At 64.9% G+C, this 19,940-nt stretch carries 15 protein-coding genes and 1 pseudogene; 12 read left to right on the plus strand and 4 right to left on the minus strand.

Translation table 11 applies throughout. The features are described from left to right. Positions 1–20: 20 nt before the first annotated feature. Positions 21–578, minus strand: coding sequence for an NAD(P)H-dependent oxidoreductase (locus ACFVYC_RS08380; RefSeq protein WP_387548891.1), 558 nt, complete (start codon positions 576–578; stop codon positions 21–23). A 126-nt stretch (positions 579–704) separates the two neighbouring features. Between ACFVYC_RS08380 and ACFVYC_RS08385 the strand changes: the two genes are divergently transcribed. The 6 genes from ACFVYC_RS08385 (at position 705) to ACFVYC_RS08410 (ending at position 8,940) form a co-directional block, all read left to right on the plus strand. After that, positions 705–1,313, plus strand: coding sequence for a TetR/AcrR family transcriptional regulator (locus ACFVYC_RS08385; protein ID WP_387548893.1), 609 nt, complete (start codon positions 705–707; stop codon positions 1,311–1,313). A 353-nt stretch (positions 1,314–1,666) separates the two neighbouring features. Continuing rightward, positions 1,667–2,650 carry an ABC transporter permease gene (locus tag ACFVYC_RS08390; protein ID WP_387548895.1) on the plus strand — a complete coding sequence of 328 codons (984 nt, stop codon included), beginning with the start codon at positions 1,667–1,669 and terminating at the stop codon, positions 2,648–2,650. A 2-nt stretch (positions 2,651–2,652) separates the two neighbouring features. Next, the gene (locus tag ACFVYC_RS08395; RefSeq protein WP_387548897.1) at positions 2,653–3,642 is read left to right on the plus strand and encodes an ABC transporter permease; all 990 of its coding nucleotides are present in this window, start codon (positions 2,653–2,655) and stop codon (positions 3,640–3,642) included. Continuing rightward, positions 3,639–5,876, plus strand: a complete 2,238-nt coding sequence (locus tag ACFVYC_RS08400) for a dipeptide ABC transporter ATP-binding protein (RefSeq protein WP_387548899.1) — start codon at positions 3,639–3,641, stop codon at positions 5,874–5,876. Before ACFVYC_RS08395 ends, ACFVYC_RS08400 begins: the two co-directional genes overlap by 4 nt. A 52-nt stretch (positions 5,877–5,928) precedes the next feature. Then, on the plus strand, positions 5,929–7,647 hold the full coding sequence (locus tag ACFVYC_RS08405) for an ABC transporter family substrate-binding protein (protein ID WP_387548901.1): 1,719 nt from the start codon (positions 5,929–5,931) through the stop codon (positions 7,645–7,647). 222 nt (positions 7,648–7,869) lie between these two features. Further along, positions 7,870–8,940, plus strand: a complete 1,071-nt coding sequence (locus tag ACFVYC_RS08410) for a Gfo/Idh/MocA family oxidoreductase (RefSeq protein ID WP_387548903.1) — start codon at positions 7,870–7,872, stop codon at positions 8,938–8,940. A 25-nt stretch (positions 8,941–8,965) separates the two neighbouring features. Here the strand turns inward: ACFVYC_RS08410 and ald are convergent, their stop codons facing one another. Next, positions 8,966–10,084 (minus strand): alanine dehydrogenase, encoded by a 1,119-nt coding sequence (gene ald, locus ACFVYC_RS08415; RefSeq protein WP_387548905.1) that lies wholly within the window; start codon positions 10,082–10,084, stop codon positions 8,966–8,968. A 234-nt stretch (positions 10,085–10,318) separates the two neighbouring features. On the opposite strand from ald, the gene ACFVYC_RS08420 reads away from it, so the two are divergent. Then, positions 10,319–11,536: a PucR family transcriptional regulator gene (locus ACFVYC_RS08420; protein ID WP_387548907.1), complete on the plus strand. Its 1,218-nt coding sequence runs from the start codon at positions 10,319–10,321 to the stop codon at positions 11,534–11,536. 8 nt (positions 11,537–11,544) lie between these two features. Here the strand turns inward: ACFVYC_RS08420 and ACFVYC_RS08425 are convergent, their stop codons facing one another. Further along, entirely contained in the window at positions 11,545–11,964 is a 420-nt protein-coding gene (locus ACFVYC_RS08425; protein ID WP_387548909.1) for a helix-turn-helix domain-containing protein, read from the minus strand. Between the two features lie 66 nt (positions 11,965–12,030). On the opposite strand from ACFVYC_RS08425, the pseudogene ACFVYC_RS08430 reads away from it, so the two are divergent. Further along, positions 12,031–12,690, plus strand: a pseudogene (locus ACFVYC_RS08430) (alpha/beta fold hydrolase); the annotation flags it as partial. A 159-nt stretch (positions 12,691–12,849) separates the two neighbouring features. On the opposite strand, the gene ptsP reads toward ACFVYC_RS08430, so the two are convergent. Then, complete coding sequence (gene ptsP / locus ACFVYC_RS08435; protein ID WP_387548911.1) at positions 12,850–14,535, minus strand: phosphoenolpyruvate--protein phosphotransferase; 1,686 nt, start codon at positions 14,533–14,535, stop codon at positions 12,850–12,852. Between the two features lie 161 nt (positions 14,536–14,696). Between ptsP and ACFVYC_RS08440 the strand changes: the two genes are divergently transcribed. The 4 genes from ACFVYC_RS08440 to ACFVYC_RS08455 all read left to right on the plus strand — a co-directional run bounded on the left by ACFVYC_RS08440 (position 14,697) and on the right by ACFVYC_RS08455 (position 19,920). Continuing rightward, entirely contained in the window at positions 14,697–15,425 is a 729-nt protein-coding gene (locus ACFVYC_RS08440; protein ID WP_387548913.1) for a TetR/AcrR family transcriptional regulator, read from the plus strand. An 84-nt stretch (positions 15,426–15,509) separates the two neighbouring features. Next, positions 15,510–17,573, plus strand: coding sequence for a PTS mannitol transporter subunit IICBA (locus ACFVYC_RS08445; protein ID WP_387548915.1), 2,064 nt, complete (start codon positions 15,510–15,512; stop codon positions 17,571–17,573). Continuing rightward, positions 17,573–18,736, plus strand: a complete 1,164-nt coding sequence (locus ACFVYC_RS08450) for a mannitol-1-phosphate 5-dehydrogenase (protein ID WP_387548917.1) — start codon at positions 17,573–17,575, stop codon at positions 18,734–18,736. Before ACFVYC_RS08445 ends, ACFVYC_RS08450 begins: the two co-directional genes overlap by 1 nt. Before the next feature lie 236 nt (positions 18,737–18,972). Beyond that, entirely contained in the window at positions 18,973–19,920 is a 948-nt protein-coding gene (locus ACFVYC_RS08455) for a siderophore ABC transporter substrate-binding protein (protein ID WP_387548919.1), read from the plus strand. Positions 19,921–19,940 lie beyond the last annotated feature (20 nt).

The raw sequence follows: 19,940 nt of genomic DNA on the forward strand, positions 1-19,940 counted from the left end.
CGGGCACCGGGTAAGGCTAATTAAGCGGCGGGTTGGGCAGCTGTAAGGGCATCGAAAACGCCCTTGATCTGGTCCACGACCTCTTCGTCATCCTTGGGGTGCAGTTCAGCGAAGCGCACCATGGACCCCGGCACCGCGAGCTTGACGTCCTCCAGGATCCGGGCGCCGGCGATTCCTGCAGCCTTGCGTGCCTCGTCCTGGGCCCAGACCCCGCCGTACTGTCCGAAAGCAGTGCCGACGACGGCGGTGGGCTTGCCGGCGAGGGCGCCGGCACCGAAGGGACGGGACAGCCAGTCGATGGCGTTCTTCAGTGCCGCGGGCACGGTGCCGTTGTGCTCGGGAGTGACCAGGAGAAGGGTGTCGGCATCGTTGGCTGCGGCGCGCAGGGCGGCAGCGGCGGCGGGAACCTGGCCCTCGACGTCGATGTCCTCGTTGTAGAAGGGAATGTTTCCCAGGTTTTCGTGGATAACAACGTCCACCTGCTCGGGGGCGTTCAGCTGGATCGCTTCGGCCAGTTTCTGGTTGGTGGACTCGGCGCGCAGGCTGCCAACGAGGGTGAGTACGGTGCTCTTGGTCATGGAAACTCCTGGGGTAAGGGCGGCGGGAGGGGCCACCGGCCGGTAACAGCTAAGGCTTGTTCGTGCCTTCACCCATCTAAACGGACTACGGTCCGCTTCTTATTCCCCCGGTCTAGAATGTGGAATGTGAGCTTCATCCCAGTAGGCCCCCGACCTTCGCCGGGCGAGGCGGCGGAACGCAGCGACGCTGCGCGCAATCGCGAGCGACTGCTTGAGGCGGCCCGGGATCTGATCGGGGAATGCGGCGCAGGAGGGCTCACTATGGACCGGCTCGCCGAGCATGCCGGGGTAGGCAAAGGCACCGTGTTCCGCCGCTTCGGCAGCCGCGCCGGACTCATGCTCACCCTCCTGAGCGAATCCGAAGCTGCCTTCCAGGCGCGCTTTATGTTTGGTCCGCCGCCTCTTGGGCCGGGGGCGCCGGGGCTGGAACGCCTCATCGCTTTTGGCATTGAGCGGATTGCCTATGTCATGGAATACGGCGAACTGGCCCTTGCCGCAGAGAACGCCTCGCGGGGCCGTTTTGAAGTTCCGGCTGCTGCCCTGTGGTACCGGCACATCGAGGTGCTGCTCACCGAGGAGGGCTTCGCAGTAGACCCGTGGCTGATGGCGCGGTCCTTGGGGGCCACGCTGGCTCCGGACCGGCTCCTGAATTTGGTCCAGGTGCACGGAGTGGATGCGGGCCGGCTGGGCGACTCGTGGAGGGAGCTTGTTACACGGGTTGTCACTGGCGCGTAGGTCACGTTGACCGGCATTTTTCGGGACCGTCAAACCACATTTACAGAAATATTCATAACGATCTGATACGGGCGGGTGGGTTTGGCCACAACGGGCCTGTTTCGGGTGTTGGCTTGTGATAGTTTCCTCTGGAATGTGACCCGCGACATAGTCCACAAGGGCCAGGCCTGCAAAGGCCGCGGGAGCCAGCTATCCGCTGGCAAAGCACCCGGTGAGGCGGCACAACCCCCGCTGACGCGGGGATAACGGAAGGATCCAGCACGTGTTTGTTGATTTGCCTAACAGTCTGGCCCGCCTGCTGACCCCGCGGGTTTTCTCCGTCCAGCCGCCGGCGGCGAAGCAAATCTAGCGCCATGTTCAGGTACCTCGCAAAGCGCGGCATCACGTACGTTTTTATGATCTTCCTGACCACCTCGGCGGGATACTTCCTCGCGGTCAGCTCCCTCAAGCCCGCGCTGCTTGAACAGGAACGGATTCCCCGGCCTACCCCGGAGCAGGTGGCCAATTCGATGCGGCTCAAGGGCCTGGACCCGGACCTGAACCCGTGGGAGCGTTACGTGGAATGGCTCACCGCCATCGTCACCCGGTGGGACTGGGGGCGCAGCCCGAATGGTGCCTTTATTAACGCGGAGTTTGGGGACCGGGTGTGGATTTCAACCCGGCTCTTCCTGGCCTCCATCATCCTGACCCTCGTTATCGGCGTGGCACTCGGAGTCTATTCGGCGGCGCGGCAGTACAAATTCCAGGACCGCGTCATTACGTCGTACAGCTACCTCGCCTACATCGTGCCCGCCCCCATCGCCTACTTCCTGGTGCAGTTGGGCGCCATCAACATCAATGAAACGGTGGGGGAGCGGATTTTCTTCGTTACCGGCATCTCCACCCCTGGCATGGCGCCGGGCTGGGCGCAGTTTGTGGACATGCTGGCGCACTACGCTGTTCCAACCATTGCCATCACCTTGGTGGGCTGGGGCTCGTACCAGATTGCGCAGCGCCAATACCTCCTGGACAACGTCAACGCCGACTTTGTCCGCACGGCACGGGCCAAGGGGCTCACTCGCAACCAGGCGATCTCCCGGCATGCGCTGCGGGTCTCGTTCATCCCCGTGGCCCAAAGCATCGCCTTCACCATTCCGGCCATCTTTGCCGGCGGCTTCTTCGCGGAGAAGATTTTCGCCTGGCCCGGCGTGGGTTCCTGGAGCATCGACGCCATTTCACTCCAGGACGTCAACGCCGCCACTGCCACGCTGGCCTACGGTTCCGTTATCTTCGCCCTGGGGGCCATCCTGGCGGACTTCGCCACCACCCTTGTTGATCCGAGAGTGCGGGTGCAGTAGCAATGACCAACCTCAACGCCGTTGACCCGGCCGCCGTCGCGCAGGACGCGCACTTGGAAAATGCCGATGTCATCATCGGCAAAAACACCATTATCTTCCGCCGCTTCATGCGCAATAAGACCGCTGTGGCGGGCCTGGCCATCTTCCTTGCCCTCACCGTTTTCTCCTTTGTGGGGGGCTACTTCACCCAGTGGGACAAGGAGACCATCGATCCTTTGAACATCGGTATGCCTCCATCAGCCGAGCATTACCTCGGAACCTCCCAGGCAGGCATCGACCTCTACGCCATGACGGTGGAAGGCACCAGGATCTCCATCCTGATCGGCCTGATAGTGGGTCTTGTCTCCGTCCTTATTGCTGCTGTCTATGGCTGCACCATGGCCTACTTCGGCGGCAAGGTGGACAAGGTGATGCTCTTCGTCCTGGAGGCGCTCATCATGATGCCCGCCCTGCTGGTGGTGGCGGTTGCCACCAGCGGCGGCGGCGAAGGGCTGAAGCGGGACCTGCCCTCCTGGCTGCTGCTGATTATCGTGTTGCTGGTCTTCAGCTGGATGGGCACCGCCAGGCTGATCCGGTCCCTGTCCATGTCCCTGATGCAGCGGGACTACGTCAAAGCCGCACAGTACATGGGTGTCCCGCCGCGCAGGATCGTATGGCGGCACCTGGTCCCCAACATCGGTTCGCTGTTGGTCCTGGACATCACCCGCGGCGTTACCGGCGCCATCCTTGCGGAGGTGGCGTTCTCCTTCATCGGCATCGGCATCAAAGTCCCGGACGTCAGCCTGGGAGTCCTCATTGGCGGCGCCACGTCCCAGGTACAGACCTTTCCCTGGATGTTCTGGGTGCCACTGACCGTGATGTTCCTGCTCACGGGATCGCTGGCCATGATGAACGACGGCCTGCGCGATGCCTTCGACCCCAGCTCCAGCTCCAGCGGCAGTGCCAAAAAACGCAGAGCCCTGAATACCCGTGGTGAGGGGAAGTCTTCATGAGCAGTGAAATTGCCGCCGGGCCCGCAGGGCAGCCCCAGCCGGCCGTAGAGTGGCTTCACGTTACCGGCCTGCATGCACCCACGGACGCGGTCCTGTCCGTCCGGGACCTGAACGTCCGCTTCAACACCGAAAACGGCGTGGTCCACGCAGTCCGCGGCGTGGATTTTGACCTCCTGCCCGGGAAGACGCTGGGCATCGTGGGTGAGTCGGGTTCCGGCAAATCCGTCACGTCCCTGGCCATCATGGGACTCCTGCCCGCCACCGCGGACATTTCCGGGTCCGTCCGGCTCAAAGGCAAGGAGTTGTTGGGCCTCAGCGACAAAGCGATGTGCGAGTACCGAGGCAACGAGCTGGCCATGATCTTCCAGGACCCGCTGTCGTCCCTGACGCCGGTGTACACCGTGGGCACCCAGATCGTGGAGGCCCTCACCATCCACAACCCCACGATGAGCAGGCAGGCAAAAGAAGCCCGCGCCGTCGAACTTCTGGCCATGGTGGGAATTCCCAGCCCCAAGGACAGGCTGAAGGCCTTCCCGCATGAGTTTTCCGGCGGCATGCGCCAGCGCGTTATGATCGCCATCGCAATCGCAAACAACCCGCGCGTCCTCATCGCCGATGAGCCGACGACGGCCCTTGACGTCACCATCCAGGCCCAGGTGCTGGAGGTGCTGCATACCGCCCAGGAGGAGACAGGCGCCGCCGTCGTAATGATCACGCACGATCTGGGCGTGGTGGCCGGGATGGCGGACGACATCATGGTGATGTACGCCGGCAAGCCCGTGGAGACAGGGGCGGTGGATGACATCTACTACAACCCCCGGATGCCGTACACCATGGGCCTGCTCGGCGCCGTGCCGCGCGTGGATGTGGCCGAGAAATCTTCGCTGGTTCCGATCGAGGGAATGCCCCCCAACCTCATCCACACCCCCACCGGCTGCTCATTTGCCCCCCGCTGCCCGCTGGCCTCCGACGCCTGCCTGGACGGCGAGCCTGCACTGGCCCCGGTGCCCGGAAGCACGCTTCACCACGCCGCGTGCATCAAGTCCGGGTCCCTGGGCCCCAACGTCGACGTCCACGACGTCTTCTCGGCTCCGCCGGTGCCGGTGTCCCGTTTTGACGCCATCCCACGCGAGGACCGGGCAGCAGTACTGCAGCTCAAGGACGTGCGCAAGCACTTCCCCCTGACCAAGGGCGCACTGCTCAAACGCAGGATCGGCACCGTCAAAGCGGTGGACGGCGTCAGCTTCGACATCCGCGAAGGCGAGTGCTTCTCCATTGTGGGCGAATCCGGTTCCGGAAAGACCACCACCCTGCTGGAAATCATGGAGTTCCACAAGGACCAGGACGGCGAGGTGACAATTGGCGGGCTCAGCAACAAGCAGGCGGCCGATGCCCGGACCAAAGCCGCCATGCGCCGCGAGCTCCAGATGGTGTTCCAGGATCCCACCGGAGCGCTGGATCCGCGGTTCACGGTGTACGAAGTGCTCGCGGAGCCGCTCCAGAACGCCGGCATGGACAAGCCGGCCATCAAGAAGCGCATCATGGAACTGATGAAGTTGGTGGGGCTGCAGCCGGACCACGTCAACCGCTTCCCCAACCAGTTCTCCGGCGGACAGCGCCAGCGTGTCGGCATTGCCCGCGCCCTCGCGGTGAATCCCAAGCTTGTGGTCCTGGACGAACCTGTTTCCGCCCTTGATGTTTCCGTCCAGGCCGGCGTCATTAACCTCCTGGACAAGCTCCGCGCCGAGCTGGGCCTCAGCTACCTGATGGTGGCGCATGATCTCTCCGTGGTCCGGCACATCTCAAACCGCGTGGCCGTGATGTACCTTGGCAAAATCGTGGAAATCGGGGAAGTCGACCGGGTGTTCGATAATCCCCGCCACCCTTACACCCGGGCCCTGCTCTCGGCCATCCCGGTGCCGGACCCGCAGCTTGAGCGGACCAGGGAGCGGATCATCCTGCGAGGCGACCTGCCCTCACCGCTGGACGCCCCCAAGGGCTGCAACTTCGCCACCCGCTGCCCCGTCTTCGCGGCCCTGCCGCCGGCGAAACAGGAAAAATGCCTCTCCCTCGAGCCGCCGCTGGAACCGGTGGCGCCCTCGGTAGCGGCCCAGGCGCTGGCCGCGCATCCGCTGCCGGCCGCGGACCAGCGTTTCGCCTGCTTCTTCCCTGACGGAGAACTGGACGAGGACATGCTGGTAGTCCACGAATCAGCGGACCACCATGCACCATAATCTTTTTCGACCCATCACCAGCATCACCACCAGCAACAACGAAGGGAACACCATGAGGAATCTCACCAGGATCGGCGGAGCTGCGGCCATTGCTGCGGCTCTGGCGCTGACTGCCTGCGGCGGCGGTGGCGGGGCCACGGGGCCGGAGACGGCCAAGGGACAGGAGGCAGGCGACGACCTGTCCAAACTCATCAGCGTCAACGAGAAGCCCGCGGCCGATCTTGAACAGGGCGGCAAGGTCACCCTTCCGCTGGGCAGCATCGGCCCGGACTTCAACGGGTTCTCCAACAACGGCAACAGCTCGGACACGTCCGCGCTGATGGTTCCAATGAACCCGGTGGGCGTGGGCAGCGGCGGCATCGGTGGCTGCTGGAAGCTGGACTTCGCGGGCAAGGCATCCCCGAACAAGGATTTCTGCGAGTCCGTTGAAAGCAAGGTTGAAGACGGCAAGCAGACCATCACCATCAAGGTCAATGACAAGGCCACCTACAACGACGGCACCCCCATCGACGTCAAGGCCTTCCAGAACACCTGGAACATCCTCAAGAGTCCCGATGCCGGCTATGACATCGTCACGTCCGGATCGTACGCGTTTGTGGAATCGGTCGAGGCCGGCAGCAGCGACAAGGAAGTCGTCGTCAAGACCAGCCAGCCGGTTTATCCGCTGGAGGACCTGTTCTTCGGCCTCATCCACCCTGCCGTCAACTCCCCGCAGATCTTCAATGAGGGCTTCAACGGCGAACCGCACGCCGAGTGGATGGCTGGACCCTTCAAGCTGGACCAGTACGATCCCGCAGCCAAGACCATGACCCTGGTACCCAACGAGAAGTGGTGGGGCACCAAGCCCGTCCTGGAGAACGTGGTGTTCCGCCAGCTCGAGACCAGCGCCCAGATCGCCGCTTTCAAGAACGGCGAAATTGACGCGATGTCCGCGAACACCATTGCCCTCTACAAGCAGCTCGAAGGCACCAAGGACTCAGAGGTCCGGCGAGGGCAGCGGCTCTTCGCCGGCGGCATGAACATCAATGCGCAGAAGGTCACCGACGTTGCCGTCCGCGAGGCGATCTTCGCTGCAGTGGACCGCGAGGCACTCCGCAAGGTGCGCTTCAACGGCCTGAACTGGGAAGAGCCGAGCTCGGGCTCCATGATGCTCCTGCCGTTCTCCGAGTACTACCAGGACAACTACCCCGTGAAGGAAACCGGGCCGGAAGCAGCCAAGAAGGTGCTGACCGACGCCGGCTACACCGCGAACGCGAACGGCATCATGGAGAAGGACGGCAAGCCGGCCGCCTTCAGGATCAGCAACTTCGGTGACGATCCCACCACCCTCGCCTTCACGCAGACCCTGCAGAAGCAGCTGCAGGCCGGCGGCATGGATGTTGGCATCGACCAGCGTGCTTCCGCCGACTTCGGCAAGGTTATCGGCGGACGCGATTTCGACATGAGCGTCTCCGGCTACACTGTTGGCCCGGACGCCACGTCAGCCGTCAAGCAGTACTACGACTCCAAGACCAACGAAAACGGCCTGGGCGACGAGGAACTGGACAAGAAGATCGCGGACCTGGCATCCATCGAGGACAACGCCGAGCGCAACAAGGCGGCCATGGAAGTGGAGAAGGAGCACATGGCGAAGTACTTCTCCATGGGTGTGGTCATGAACGGCCCGCAGATCTCCTTCGTCCGCACCGGCCTGGCCAACTACGGCCCGTCCCTGTTCCAGAGCCTGTCCCAGGTTCCGGACTGGACCACCCTCGGCTGGCAGAAGAAGTAGCAGCCCCGGCTGACTGAAGATCAACTGAATACAGGCACTTCGGCAAGGCCGGCATCTCCTGGAACACCAAGGGATGCCGGCCTTCGCCGTACCTGAGACGCTCTCTCACCTTCTGCGGGTTTTCCTGAGACGCTCTCTCACCTTTTGCCGGTTTTGCCGCAACGCTCTCTCACCTTCGCGCCTGGGGGTTCCGCGGACGGTGCGCGGGAGTACCGTAGCCCTATGACTGACTCCGCCGCTCCACGCACCATCCGCACGGCCGTCGTCGGCTACGGCCTGTCCGGCAGCGTCTTTCACGCTCCGCTGATAGGTGCGGATAATCGCTACTCGCTGGATGTCATCGCCACGTCCAACGTGGAACGGCAGAGGGCGGCCACGGCCCGCTATTCAGGCGTGAGGACAGTGCACGACGGCGATGGGGTCCTTGCGCGGGCCGCTGACCTTGACCTCGTGGTACTTGGCACCCCGCCGGCGACGCACTACCCGCTCGCGAAGGCGGCGCTGGAAGCCGGGTTGGACGTGGTGGTGGACAAGCCATTTGCCGTGACCAGCGGGGAAGGGCAGGAGCTGGTTGCCCTCGCCCAACACCTGGGACGGGTGCTGACGGTCTTCCAGAACCGCCGGTGGGACGGCGACTTCCTGACGCTAAGGAAGCTCCTGGCGGCGAACGCCCTGGGGAAGGTGACCAGGTTCGAGTCCCGGTTCGAAAGGTGGTCGCCCGCCATAGCCAAGGCCTGGAAGGCGCACGCGACTGCGGCGGACGGCGGCGGCGTCCTGTTCGACCTCGGCAGCCACCTGATCGACCAGGCGCTCCTGCTCTTTGGGCCGGCAGCTGTACTCCATGCCGAGCTGAAGGCCCGGCGGGCGGACGAGCGCGCAGACGACGACGTGTTCCTGGTGCTGCGGCACGAGTCAGGAGTGCTGAGCCACCTCATTATGAACATGCTCTGCGCACAACAGGGCCCGCGGTTCCGCGTTTTGGGTTCCGTAGGCGCCTTCACCAAGAACGGTGTTGACCCGCAGGAACCGTACATCGTGGCCGGTGGCAGTCCACTCGACGCCGAGTACGGCGAAGAGGCGCCGGAGTGGGCGGGGCTCCTGGGCCGCGATGGCCATTTGGATGCCCTGCCCACCGAACGTGGCGCCTACCCGGAGTTCTACCGGCTCCTGGCGGACAAGATCCTCGACGGCGGAGCAGAATCCCCGCTACCCCTGCCAGTAGATCCGGAAGACGCCGTTGAAGCCTTGAAAATCATTGAACAAGCAAGGCAACTGACATCGGCGAAAGCCTAAAACCAGCGCAGCTGTACGGCTATTACTACGCCGAGACCAGTTCGTGCCAGTCCTTTACGAGGGGCAGGTTGTGCGCGTCGGACACCGAGCGGTGCGCAACATGGCCGGCGGCGATGTTCAGGCCGGCTGCGAGGGCCGGGTCACGGTCGAAGGCGGCCTTGACGCCGAGGTTGGCCAGCGACACGGCGTATCGCAGGGTCACGTTGGTCAGGGCGTAGGTGGACGTGTTTGGAACAGCGCCGGGCATGTTGGCCACGCAGTAGAAGATCGTGTTGTGGACCTTATAGGTGGGTTCCTGGTGTGTGGTGGGGCGGGTGTCTTCGAAGCAGCCGCCCTGGTCCACCGCGATGTCCACAAGGACCGAGCCGGGCTTCATGCGTGCCACCAGGTCGTTGGTCACCAGCTTGGGTGCCTTGGCGCCCGGGATCAGGACGGAGCCGATCACCAGGTCGGCGTCCACCACTGACTTTTCGATTTCGTACTTGTTCGATGCCACCGTCTTGAGCCGGCCCTGGTACTGGGCGTCCAGCTCGCGCAGGCGGTTGATGTTGATGTCCAGGATGGTGACGTCGGCACCGAGGCCAAGCGCCATGGCGGCCGCGTTCGTGCCGGCAACGCCCGCGCCCAGGACAACCACCTTGGCCGGCCGGACACCCGGGACGCCGCCCAGCAGCACACCCTTGCCGCCGGCGGGGGCCATGAGGGAGGCGGCGCCCACCTGCACGGAGAGCCGGCCGGCTACCTCGGACATGGGGGCCAGCAGTGGAAGCGCGCGGCCTTCCTGGACGGTCTCGTAGGCGATGGCGGTGACGCCGGAATTGATGAGCTCGCGGGTGAGTTCGGGCTCGGCGGCGAGGTGGAGGTAGGTGAAGAGGATCAGGTCCTTGCGGAAACGGTGGTACTCGGCCTTGATGGGTTCCTTGACCTTCATGACCATGTCCGCGCGGGCCCAGACGTCGTCGGCGTCGTTGACGATCTCGGCACCGGCGATGGCGTATTCCTCGTCCGTGATGCCCGAGCCCAGTCCTGCCCCGCGCTCCACCAGCACGGTGTGGCCGTGGGTGCGGAACTCGTGGACGCCGGCGGCGGTGATGGCCACCCGGAATTCGTTGTTCTTGATTTCTTTAGGGACACCGATGATCATTGTGGGCTCCAGGGTTCTCGGCCGGTCAGCCGGAAAATGCGGACGGTTTGCGTATTTCCACGATAAGTCCGGTTTGTGAGCCAGGCGACATGTGGTGCGCAGGAGGCCAAAGGAGAAACCCCGGTATTCCGCGGTTTTTAGGCGAGTGCACTCGACGTTTGTTCAGTTGCCGGGCGTCAGGTGTCGCCTCGTGTTCGTTCGTCCGATGGGCCGCAAAAGCAGTAGTCTTGGCCCATGCAGCAGGGCGTGGAGCAACTGGTAGAGCAGGTGGCACAGAAGCTGGGCCGCGGACTGTCCCTGGAGGACCTGGACGGCGTGCTGCTCGCGTACAGCTCGAACCAGTCCCATGCTGACCGCGTCCGCGTGAATTTCCTGCTCAGCAAAAAGGTGCCGGCGGACGTGAGCACCTGGCAACTGTCCCACGGCATCGCCACAGCAGTCCGCCCCGTGGTGGTACCCGCGAACCCGCACCTCGGCATGCTGGGCCGTGTTTGTGTCCCGCTGATGGTCCGCGGTTTCCGCGTCGGTTACCTCTGGGTGCAGCAGGACTCCGTGGAGGAGAACCCGACGGCGATCCTCACCCAGTTGCCGGCAGTGAACAACGAACTCGAAATGCTCTCCGGGCTGCTGCTCGATTCGAACACCGCAGAATCCGAGTTCCGGCGGGGACGGGAGCGGGAATTCCTGGCCGCTTGTGGCGGAGAGGCAAATGCGGTGGCGGCCGTGGCAGGCTGGAAAGAGGTCCAGGGCCGCGGGCCGTGGCAGATGGTCACAGTACTGGACGCCGACGGGTGGGCAGGCGGTCCCGATCCCATCGCCTCCACCCTGATCCACCGCTCGGCAGCGCTGCAAGCCACGATTGGTGTGGACGCTGCCCTGTTCAGCGCCGGGACCGAGACGCACTCGGTGGTGTTGTTCCGCGAGTCCTCCGGCAGGGCGAACCATGCGCAGGTCCTGGTCCATTACCAGCTGGAGTTGGCCAAACGCTCGGGGAGGCCGGTCCACCGCATCATCCTGGGGATCAGCGAAGGGTTTGCCAGGCCGCGGGAGCTCGCCGAGGCGTACCGGCAGTCAAAAGTGGCTGCCCAGGCCGCTGGGGTGGATCCGCAGCTGGGGGAGTTGGTGGACTGCCGGTCCACAGGCGTTTATCAGCTGCTGGCCTCTGCCGGGGGAGGGGCGGGCGCCTGGGCTGACTCCGCATCCGTCTACGTCCGCATGCTGGAGGACCACGACCGCAACGGAGAACTTATCCCGGTGCTGGAACTGCTGTACGACAACGACGGCTCCGTCCAGGACGTTGCGGCGAAACTGCACCTGCACCGCAGCAGCATCTACAACCGGCTGGGCCGGATCCGCCAGCTTCTGGGCGTGGACCCGTTGAAGGGGCTGCCCCGCCTGGAACTGCACGCTGCCCTCAAGATGCGACGCTGGGCTCTTCGGCCCCGCATCTAGCGCAAGGATCAGCCGCCGTCGGCCTCGTTGCCGGCAGACTGTTCCGCCGCCTTCTTCTGCCGGTCCTTCTTCTGCCCCTCCAGCCAAGCCATGATCGCCGCCAGGGGGATCCGCCGGTGGCTGCCGCGGTACTCCACGGGGATTTCCCCGCGGTCCGTCATGTTGCGCAGGTAGGTGTGTGAAATTCCCGCCAATTCAGCAGCTTTGGACGTGGTCAGCATTTCCTCCACGCTGCTCACGGTCACCGCTTCGCCGCGGCTGAACCGCTGGAGGAGGTCAACGACGGTGTCCCTCGCCACGGGCGGCAGGCGGTGGACGGTGCCGTCCACAAAAACGGTGATGTCATCGCTGCCGGCCAGGGCCTGCTGGAGCTTTACGGCCTCCTCGGGCGGGAGCGCGCCGGCCATCCTTGGAGCAATCAGTGCCATGGCCCCAGCCTACCGGTGCGTCCCGACTTGCCGGTGAGCCCCGTTCTCCGGCGGTATGCTCGGCTGATGGCATTATCTGGTGGCCGGGACGTTGAATCCGGCGGTTTGCAGGGAAGGCTCTACGCCTCCGCCCTCCCGTCCGGGACGGGAACACGGCCTGCCTATGTGTTGCTGCACGGCATCGGCGTCTCCCACCGCTACCTTGCCCGGCTGCACCTGGAGCTGGCGAAGGAAGCGGACGTGTACTCCTTCGACCTCCCCGGCTTCGGGAAATCGTCAAACCCCGGGCGCCAGCTGCAGGTTGCTGAGTTTGCGGCATTCGTAGGCGCTGTCCTGGCGGAGGCCGGGGTCCGGAATTACGTGGTGGTGGGCCACTCAATGGGTGCGCAGTTCGCCGTGCAGTTGGCGCTGCAGGAACCCGGGCGGGTGGCCGGCGTTGTGCTGATGGGCCCGGTGGTGGAAACCGGCAGGAAGTCCGTGACCAGGCAGGCCTTGGCCTTGACCAGGGACGCGATGTTCAGCGAGTCCCTGACGTCCAACGTCATTGTGTTCGGCGACTACCTCCGTGCCGGGATGCGCTGGTACCTGACGGAATTGCCAGTGATGATGGAGTATCCCATGGAGGAACGGCTGGCCGGCGTCAGCCAGCCCGTGCTGGTGCTCCGCGGCACCAAAGATCCCATTGCCCGCCGCCCCTGGTGCGTGAAACTGGCAGAGGCTGCCCAGCAGGGAACCATAGCCGAAATCCTTGGCCAGGGCCATGTGTTCCAGCACACCGCCCCGCACATCGCGGCCCAGGCCATCAGCGGCTGGGTCAGGGCCGTCAACGGATTCGGCGTCACGGCCTGGCCGAGGCCCCCGCCGGCAGGGCGGGGACCGGCAGGATCAGAGCCCCAGTTCTTCCAGGACGGGCAGCTTTTCCCGGACCCACGCCCGCGCCTCGGTGGCGCTGGGGGCGGACAGGGCAAGCTTGGCCAGTTGCTGCGCCTCCTCCAGGGTGACCGTCTTCAGTACCGCTGCCACGGCGGCGAGGGACCGGGCCGTCATGGACAGCGTGCTCACACCGAGTCCGGTCAGTACGACGGCGAGTGCCGGGTCCGCGGCTGCCTCACCGCAGACGCCCACGGGTTTGTTGCTGCCTTCCGCGCGCGAGCCCTCCACCGTCAGGCCCACCAGCCGCAGGACGGCCGGCTGCCAGGGCGTGTTGAGGTTGGCCAGCGGGCCAAGCTGGCGGTCGGCGGCCATGGCGTACTGGGTGAGGTCGTTGGTGCCAAGGCTTGCGAAGCCCACTTCGCGGAGGATGGCCTCCGCGGTGAGGGCGGCGGACGGGACCTCCACCATGACGCCGGGGGTCTTGATGCCGGCATCTGCGCACATGGCGGCGAACCGGGCAGCCTCTTCCGCCGTCGAAATCATCGGGGCCATCACCCACACGTCGGCTTCGGACTGTTGCTCTGCCAGGGCGATGGCTTCCAGCTGGCGGTCCAGGACGCCGGGAGTGGTGAAGTCGGTGCGGTAGCCGCGGACGCCGAGTGCGGGATTGGGCTCCGTGGAGTCGGTCAGGAAGGGAAGCGGTTTGTCCGCGCCGGCGTCGAGCGTCCGCAGGACTACCTTCTTGCCCGGGAAGGCGTCAAAGACGCTCTTGTAGGCGGCGGCCTGCTCTTCGACTGAGGGTTCGGTGTCCCGCTCCAGGAAGCAGAACTCGGTGCGGAACAGGCCCACACCCTGGGCGCCCAGCTTGGCGGCCGCCTCGGCGTCTTTGCCGCCGCCCACGTTGGCGAGCAGCGGGACCAGGTGGCCGTCCGCCGTCGCGCCCGTGCCGCTGAACTCAGCCAGCAGGGAAGCGGTGGCCGCCCATGCTTCCGCTGCTGCCCGCAGGCTTTCGTCCGGATCGGCGGTGATGCTGCCGCCGGCGCCGTCCACATAGACTTCGGTGCCGTCCGGGAGTTCGTCAACGCCGACGGCGGCGACCACGGCGGGAAGGCCGAGGGAACGCGCGATGATGGCGGTGTGGGACTGGGGGCCGCCGCCTGCGGTGACGAGGGCCAGGACCTTGTTGGGATCAAGGGTGGCGGTATCGGCCGGGGCCAGGTCCTCGGCCACCAGGACGAACGGGGTGCTGGAGGCGGGGATGCCTGGGGCGGGGACACCGCGCAGCTCGGCCACAATCCGGGCGCGGACGTCCAGGACGTCGGTGGCTCGTTCGGCCATGTAGCCGCCGAGGTTGTGGAGCATTTCCGAGACGGAGGAGCCGGACTCCCAGATGGCGCGCTCGCCTGAGGTGCCACGGGCAATGAGCTTGGCGGCGCCCTTGATCAGCATGGTGTCCTTGGCCATCAGTGCCGTGGCCTCCAGGACGGCCTTGCCGTCGCCGGTGGCGTGGGCGGCCCGCGCCTTGAGTTCATCGTGCACTGCCTGGGATGCCGCCTTCAGGGCTGCTGTGGCTTCCTCGGCGGTGGTGTCCGGCGCCAGCAGTTCGCCGGCCGGAGGTTCGCTGATGGGTTTGGGCATCTGCCGGACGGTGCCGATAACGCGGCCTGGACTGACGCCTACTCCTGGGAAGTTCTGCACTGAAGGTCCTCATTCTCTGCCGGTTGCCAGGCCCGCCGATATGTCCGGCGCCATGCCGGCCCGCCGGAGGACTGCTACGTCCGGAAGCGGGAAACGTGCCTGAAAAAAATTGTATGTGATTCAGTTCATATAGCAATGCTATAGGTGCTAGGGTAGCGGTTATGAGTTTGGATGGCCAGCTTCCCCCCAAAATGCGGCTGCTCCGTGCAGCCGCGGAATTGCTGGCAAATTCCGCGGGGGCGCCCGTCTCCACCCGCCAGATCACGCAGCTGGCAGGGGTGACAGCTCCCACGCTGTACCACCACTTCGGTGACAAGGAAGGCCTGTTTGACGCCGTCGTCGCCGCAGGGTTTGAAGAGTATGTTGCGGGCGAAAGAGACTTCGCCCCCTCCGGGCAGCCGCTCGTGGATATCCGGAGAATGTGGGACAACCACGTGCAGTTTGGGCTCAACCAGCCGGAGCTGTACCTGGTGATGTTCGGCAATATCCGCCCGGAAAGCCGCCCCGCCATCGTTGCCGATGCCGAGGCGCTGATGGAGGAGATGCTGAACAAGGCAGCAGTGGCGGGCCAGCTGAACGTCCAGCCCAGGGAAGCAGCCAGGTCCATCCTGGCCGCAAACGTGGGTGTGACGCTGATGCTGATTGCGGAACCCGCCTCGGACCGGAACCTCGAACTGTCCACCATGACCCGGGATGCCATGATCTTCGCGGTGTCCGCCGAGCCCGCCAGCGGCGCGGCCCCGGGAGACACCGGAAAATCCTCGGTGGTGGTGGCCGCGATCGCCCTGAACGCCGCACTTCAGGCTTCGCACTCAGACCAGCTCTCCAGCTCGGAACTCAAACTCTTCCTCGAATGGCTCCACCGGATCTCCACCAGCCCTGCCGGCTGAAAAGCGCCACCCAGCTCCACCAGCACGTCGTCGTAAGTATCGGACCATCCTGCGCAGCCGCAGGAATGACGGTTAGGAAATCACATGGCAACAGAGACAGTTGCAAAACCCCGCACCAGCGTGCGGGTTGGCGTCCAGAAGTTCGGGACGTTCCTGTCCGGAATGATCATGCCCAACATCGGCGCCTTCATTGCCTGGGGCCTTATCACGGCCCTGTTCATTGAAAAGGGCTGGCTGCCGGTTCCTCAGCTGGGCGGCTTCGGTGAGACCAACGGTGTGCCGAATACCGGCCTGGTGGGGCCAATGATCACCTACCTGCTGCCGCTCCTCATCGGGTATACCGGCGGCAAGATGGTCTACGACGTCCGCGGCGGCGTGGTGGGTGCCATCGGCACCATGGGCGTGATTGTGGGCGCCGGCATCCCGATGTTCATCGGCGCCATGATCATGGGCCCGCTGGGTGGCTGGACCATCAAAAAGATTGACTCCATCTGGGACGGCAAGATCCGCCCCGGCTTTGAGATGCTGGTCAACAACTTCTCCGCAGGCATCTGGGGCGCGCTGCTGGCCATGCTGGGCTTCTATGCCATCGCTCCGGTGGTTTCGGCGTTCAGCGCGGGGGCCGGCAACGTGGTCCAGTTCCTGGTCAACAACGGCCTGCTGCCGCTCACCAGTATCTTCATTGAGCCGGCGAAGGTACTTTTCCTCAACAACGCCATCAACCACGGCGTGCTCACCCCGCTGGGCATCCAGCAGTCCCTGGAGCAGGGCAAGTCCATCCTGTTCCTGCTCGAAGCCAACCCCGGCCCGGGCCTGGGCATCCTGCTGGCGTACATGTTCTTTGGCCGCGGGGCCGCCAAGGCGTCAGCCCCCGGTGCCGCTATCATCCACTTCCTCGGCGGCATCCACGAGATCTACTTCCCCTACGTGCTGATGCGCCCGCTGCTGATCCTGGCTGCCATTGCCGGCGGCATGACCGGCATCGCCACCCTGGCGATCACCAACTCCGGCCTGGTTGCACCGGCGGCTCCGGGCTCCATTTTCGCCGTGCTCGCCCAGACCTCGCGCGACAGCTACGTGGGCGTCATCCTCGCGGTGCTGCTGGCCACGGCTGCTTCCTTCCTGGTGGCCTCGGTCATTATGAAGACCACCCGCCACAGCGACGAGGGAGACCTGAACGCAGCCACCTCCAAGATGGAGGCCATGAAGGGCAAGAAGAGCTCGGTTTCCTCCACGCTCACCGGTGCCGCTTCCGGGGCAGGCGGCGTGGGCGTCCTCGCCGGTCCGGTACGGAACATTGTTTTCGCGTGCGACGCCGGCATGGGCTCCAGTGCCATGGGCGCCTCCGTGCTGCGGAACAAGATCAAGGCTGCCGGGTTCCCGGACGTGAAGGTCACCAACGCCTCGATCGCCAACCTCAAGGACGACTATGACGTTGTGGTCACCCACCAGGACCTGACCGAACGCGCCAGGCCGGCTACGTCCAGTGCGGTCCACTACTCCGTTGACAACTTCATGAGCAGCCCGGAATACGACGAGATCGTTGAGCTGGTCCGGGGAAGCAACACCGAAGGCACCGTGGCAACGGAAGGGCCGGACGCCGGTGCGGGAACGCCGGGCGGAGCCTCCGCAGGACCCGCAACGGGAGCAGCCGGCGCAGCTGCCCCCGGCACCGCCGTCGGAACCTCCGCCGCCAAAGCGCCAGCGGCCGGTGCCCCGGAGATCCTCGCCCGGGAAAGTGTGGTGCTCCGCGGAACAGCCACCACCCGGGATGCAGCCATCGAGGAAGCCGGCCGGCTCCTGCTGGCCCGCGGCGCGGTGGACGAGGATTACATCAGGGCCATGCACGAGCGCGAGCAGTCAGTGTCCACGTACATGGGCAGCTTCCTGGCCATCCCGCACGGAACCAATGCGGCCAAGGACCACATCCGGAAGTCCGCGGTGTCCGTGATCCGCTATCCCGAAGGCATCGACTGGAACGGCAAGCAGGTCAAGTTCGTAGTGGGCGTCGCCGGCGTGAACAACGAACACCTGCACATCCTGTCCTCCATCGCGAAGGTCTTCACCAACAAAGAACAGGTGGCCCGGCTTGAGGCCGCCACGTCCGAGGACGAGGTCCTGGAGCTCTTCGGAAAGGTCAACGCATAGTGAAGGCAGTACATTTCGGCGCCGGAAACATCGGCCGGGGCTTCGTGGGCCTGCTCCTGCATAACGCAGGCTACGAGGTGGTGTTCGCCGACGTCGCCGAGGAACTCATCAACCAGCTCGCCGCCGCGGACAGCTACGCGGTGCATGAGGTGGGGGAGAACCCCGCGGTACGGACCGTGAACAACTTCCGGGCGTTGAACTCAAGCACCCAGGAAGCCGAGCTCATCGCGGAGATCGCCACGGCGGACATCGTGACCACCGCCGTGGGCCCGCACGTCCTGAAGTTCGTGGCACCGGCCATCGCCAAGGGCATCGCCGCGCGGGCCCCCGGGCTGGCGCCGCTGCAGGTGATGGCGTGCGAGAACGCCATCAACGCCACGGACATCCTGGCCCAGGAGGTGGCCTCCCAACCCGGGGCCGCCGCCAGTGCACTGGACGGCAAGGCCGTGTTCGCGAACACCGCAGTGGACCGGATCGTGCCCAACCAGGAAGCCGGCCAGGGCCTGGACGTCACGGTGGAAACGTTCTACGAGTGGGTCATCGACCGGTCTGCCTTTGGCGGCACCGTCCCGGAAATTCCCGGTGCAACCTTCGTGGACGACCTCTCGCCGTACATCGAACGGAAGCTCTTCACCGTGAACACCGGCCACGCCTCGGCCGCCTACCTGGGGTTCGAAGCGGGCCTGGAGAAGATTTCCGACGCCATGGCTGACCAGGACGTTGCGGAGGATGTCAGGGCCGTGCTCGAGGAAACCAAGCAGCTACTGGTGGCAAAGCACGGCTTCAGCCATGACGAACAGGAGGCCTACGTCCAGAAGATCCTGGTCCGGTTCTCCAATCCGCACCTGCCGGACACCGTGAACCGGGTGGGCCGCGCGCCCCTGCGCAAGCTGAGCCGGCACGAACGGTTCATCGGGCCGGCCGCAGAACTCGCCGAACGCGGCGTGGTGCCGGAGGCGCTGCTCGGCGCCATCGCCGCTGCCCTGCGCTTCAACGATCCCGCCGATACCGAGGCAACGGAACTGGCGGAAATCCTCACCTCCGCCAACGCCCCGGACGCAACAGTCCGGATCACCGGATTGGAGCCGGGGCACCCGCTGTTCAACGCCGTCGCGACGCTGGTCGAAGAACGCCAGGCAGAGGTGGCCGGCACCCCCGCCTGACGCTCTCTCACTTTCTGCCGCTTTTGGGGCAACCCTCCTGCAGATCCTGCCCCTTTCCGGGCACCCCTCCTGCAATCACGACGCCGGTACCCACCAGGGTGCCGGCGTCGTTCTGTGTGACCTCTCCCACTTATGACGCCAATAGCCGCTCCCGTTTTGAAGTTAGCCTTCCCTTACTTATAGGCTCTGGCCATTAGGCAACGAAGTTGTGACGTATTACCCGAGCGGAGAAGAACGTGAAGAAGAAGCTGTCGAGCTATGTGGGGGCACTTGCGGCGGGAGCGGCACTTTTGACCGTCACCGCCTGCGGAGGAAGCGCGACGGCGACGCCCGCTGACGAAACCGCCACCATCACCGTTGAGCATGCCCAGGGCAGCACCGCCAACGTGCCGGTGAATCCGGAAAAGGTCTTTACGTTCGACCTGGGCGTACTGGACACCCTGGATGCCCTGGGCGTGGAGCCTGCCGGCGTGCCGGAAGCGGCCTACCCCGAGGCGCTGGCGAAGTTCTCGGACGCCAAGTACTCCAAGATCGGTTCCATGAAGGAGCCCGACTTCGAGGCCATCAGTGCCGGCGATCCGGACCTCATCATCATCTCCGGCCGTACGGCGGGAGCCTATGAGGAACTGAGCAAGATCGCTCCGACCATCGACCTGTCCATTGATGCGGCCCAGCCACTGGAAGGCTTTAAGGCCCAGACCGAAAAGCTCGGGACCATCTTCGACAAGTCAGCTGAAGTGGAGGAGAAACTCGCCGCGGTGGACGCCACCATCTCCGAGACCAAGGCCAAGGCTGCCGGTGCAGGCAAGGGCCTCATCGTCCTCACCTCCGGCGGCGAAGTGACCGCCTACGGCGCCGGCTCACGCTTCGGCATCATCCACGACGTCCTGGGCGTCCCCACGGCCGCCGACGTCAAGGTTGACGGCAGCCACGGCGAAGCGGTCTCCTTCGAATACATCAAGCAGGCCAACCCGGACATCCTGTACGTCATCAACCGCGACACCGCGGTGGGAACCGAAGCCTCCGCCGCCAATCCCATCCTGGACAACGAACTCGTCCAGTCCACCAACGCCGCGAGGAACAACAAGGTGATCAACCTTGATCCGTCCGGCTGGTACCTCGTGGGATACGGCCTGAACAACGTCAAAGCGATGGTTGACGCCGTCGCCGCATCAGTGGCCTAGCGCCGCAAACCTGGTTCAAC

It is taken from the genome of Pseudarthrobacter sp. NPDC058329 (assembly GCF_042879835.1).
Taxonomy (GTDB): domain Bacteria; phylum Actinomycetota; class Actinomycetes; order Actinomycetales; family Micrococcaceae; genus Arthrobacter.

What these genes read in the sequence shown, in the direction of transcription:
- ACFVYC_RS08395 (WP_387548897.1), top strand. Translation starts at nt 2,653, where the DNA reads ATGACCAACCTCAACGCCGTTGACCCGGCCGCCGTCGCGCAGGACGCG.
- ACFVYC_RS08405 (WP_387548901.1), top strand. Translation starts at nt 5,929, where the DNA reads ATGAGGAATCTCACCAGGATCGGCGGAGCTGCGGCCATTGCTGCGGCT.
- ACFVYC_RS08440 (WP_387548913.1), top strand. Translation starts at nt 14,697, where the DNA reads ATGAGTTTGGATGGCCAGCTTCCCCCCAAAATGCGGCTGCTCCGTGCA.
- ACFVYC_RS08390 (WP_387548895.1), top strand. Translation starts at nt 1,667, where the DNA reads ATGTTCAGGTACCTCGCAAAGCGCGGCATCACGTACGTTTTTATGATC.
- ACFVYC_RS08420 (WP_387548907.1), top strand. Translation starts at nt 10,319, where the DNA reads ATGCAGCAGGGCGTGGAGCAACTGGTAGAGCAGGTGGCACAGAAGCTG.
- ACFVYC_RS08410 (WP_387548903.1), top strand. Translation starts at nt 7,870, where the DNA reads ATGACTGACTCCGCCGCTCCACGCACCATCCGCACGGCCGTCGTCGGC.
- ACFVYC_RS08425 (WP_387548909.1), bottom strand. Translation starts at nt 11,964, where the DNA reads ATGGCACTGATTGCTCCAAGGATGGCCGGCGCGCTCCCGCCCGAGGAG.
- ACFVYC_RS08445 (WP_387548915.1), top strand. Translation starts at nt 15,510, where the DNA reads ATGGCAACAGAGACAGTTGCAAAACCCCGCACCAGCGTGCGGGTTGGC.
- ACFVYC_RS08380 (WP_387548891.1), bottom strand. Translation starts at nt 578, where the DNA reads ATGACCAAGAGCACCGTACTCACCCTCGTTGGCAGCCTGCGCGCCGAG.
- ald (WP_387548905.1), bottom strand. Translation starts at nt 10,084, where the DNA reads ATGATCATCGGTGTCCCTAAAGAAATCAAGAACAACGAATTCCGGGTG.
- ACFVYC_RS08400 (WP_387548899.1), top strand. Translation starts at nt 3,639, where the DNA reads ATGAGCAGTGAAATTGCCGCCGGGCCCGCAGGGCAGCCCCAGCCGGCC.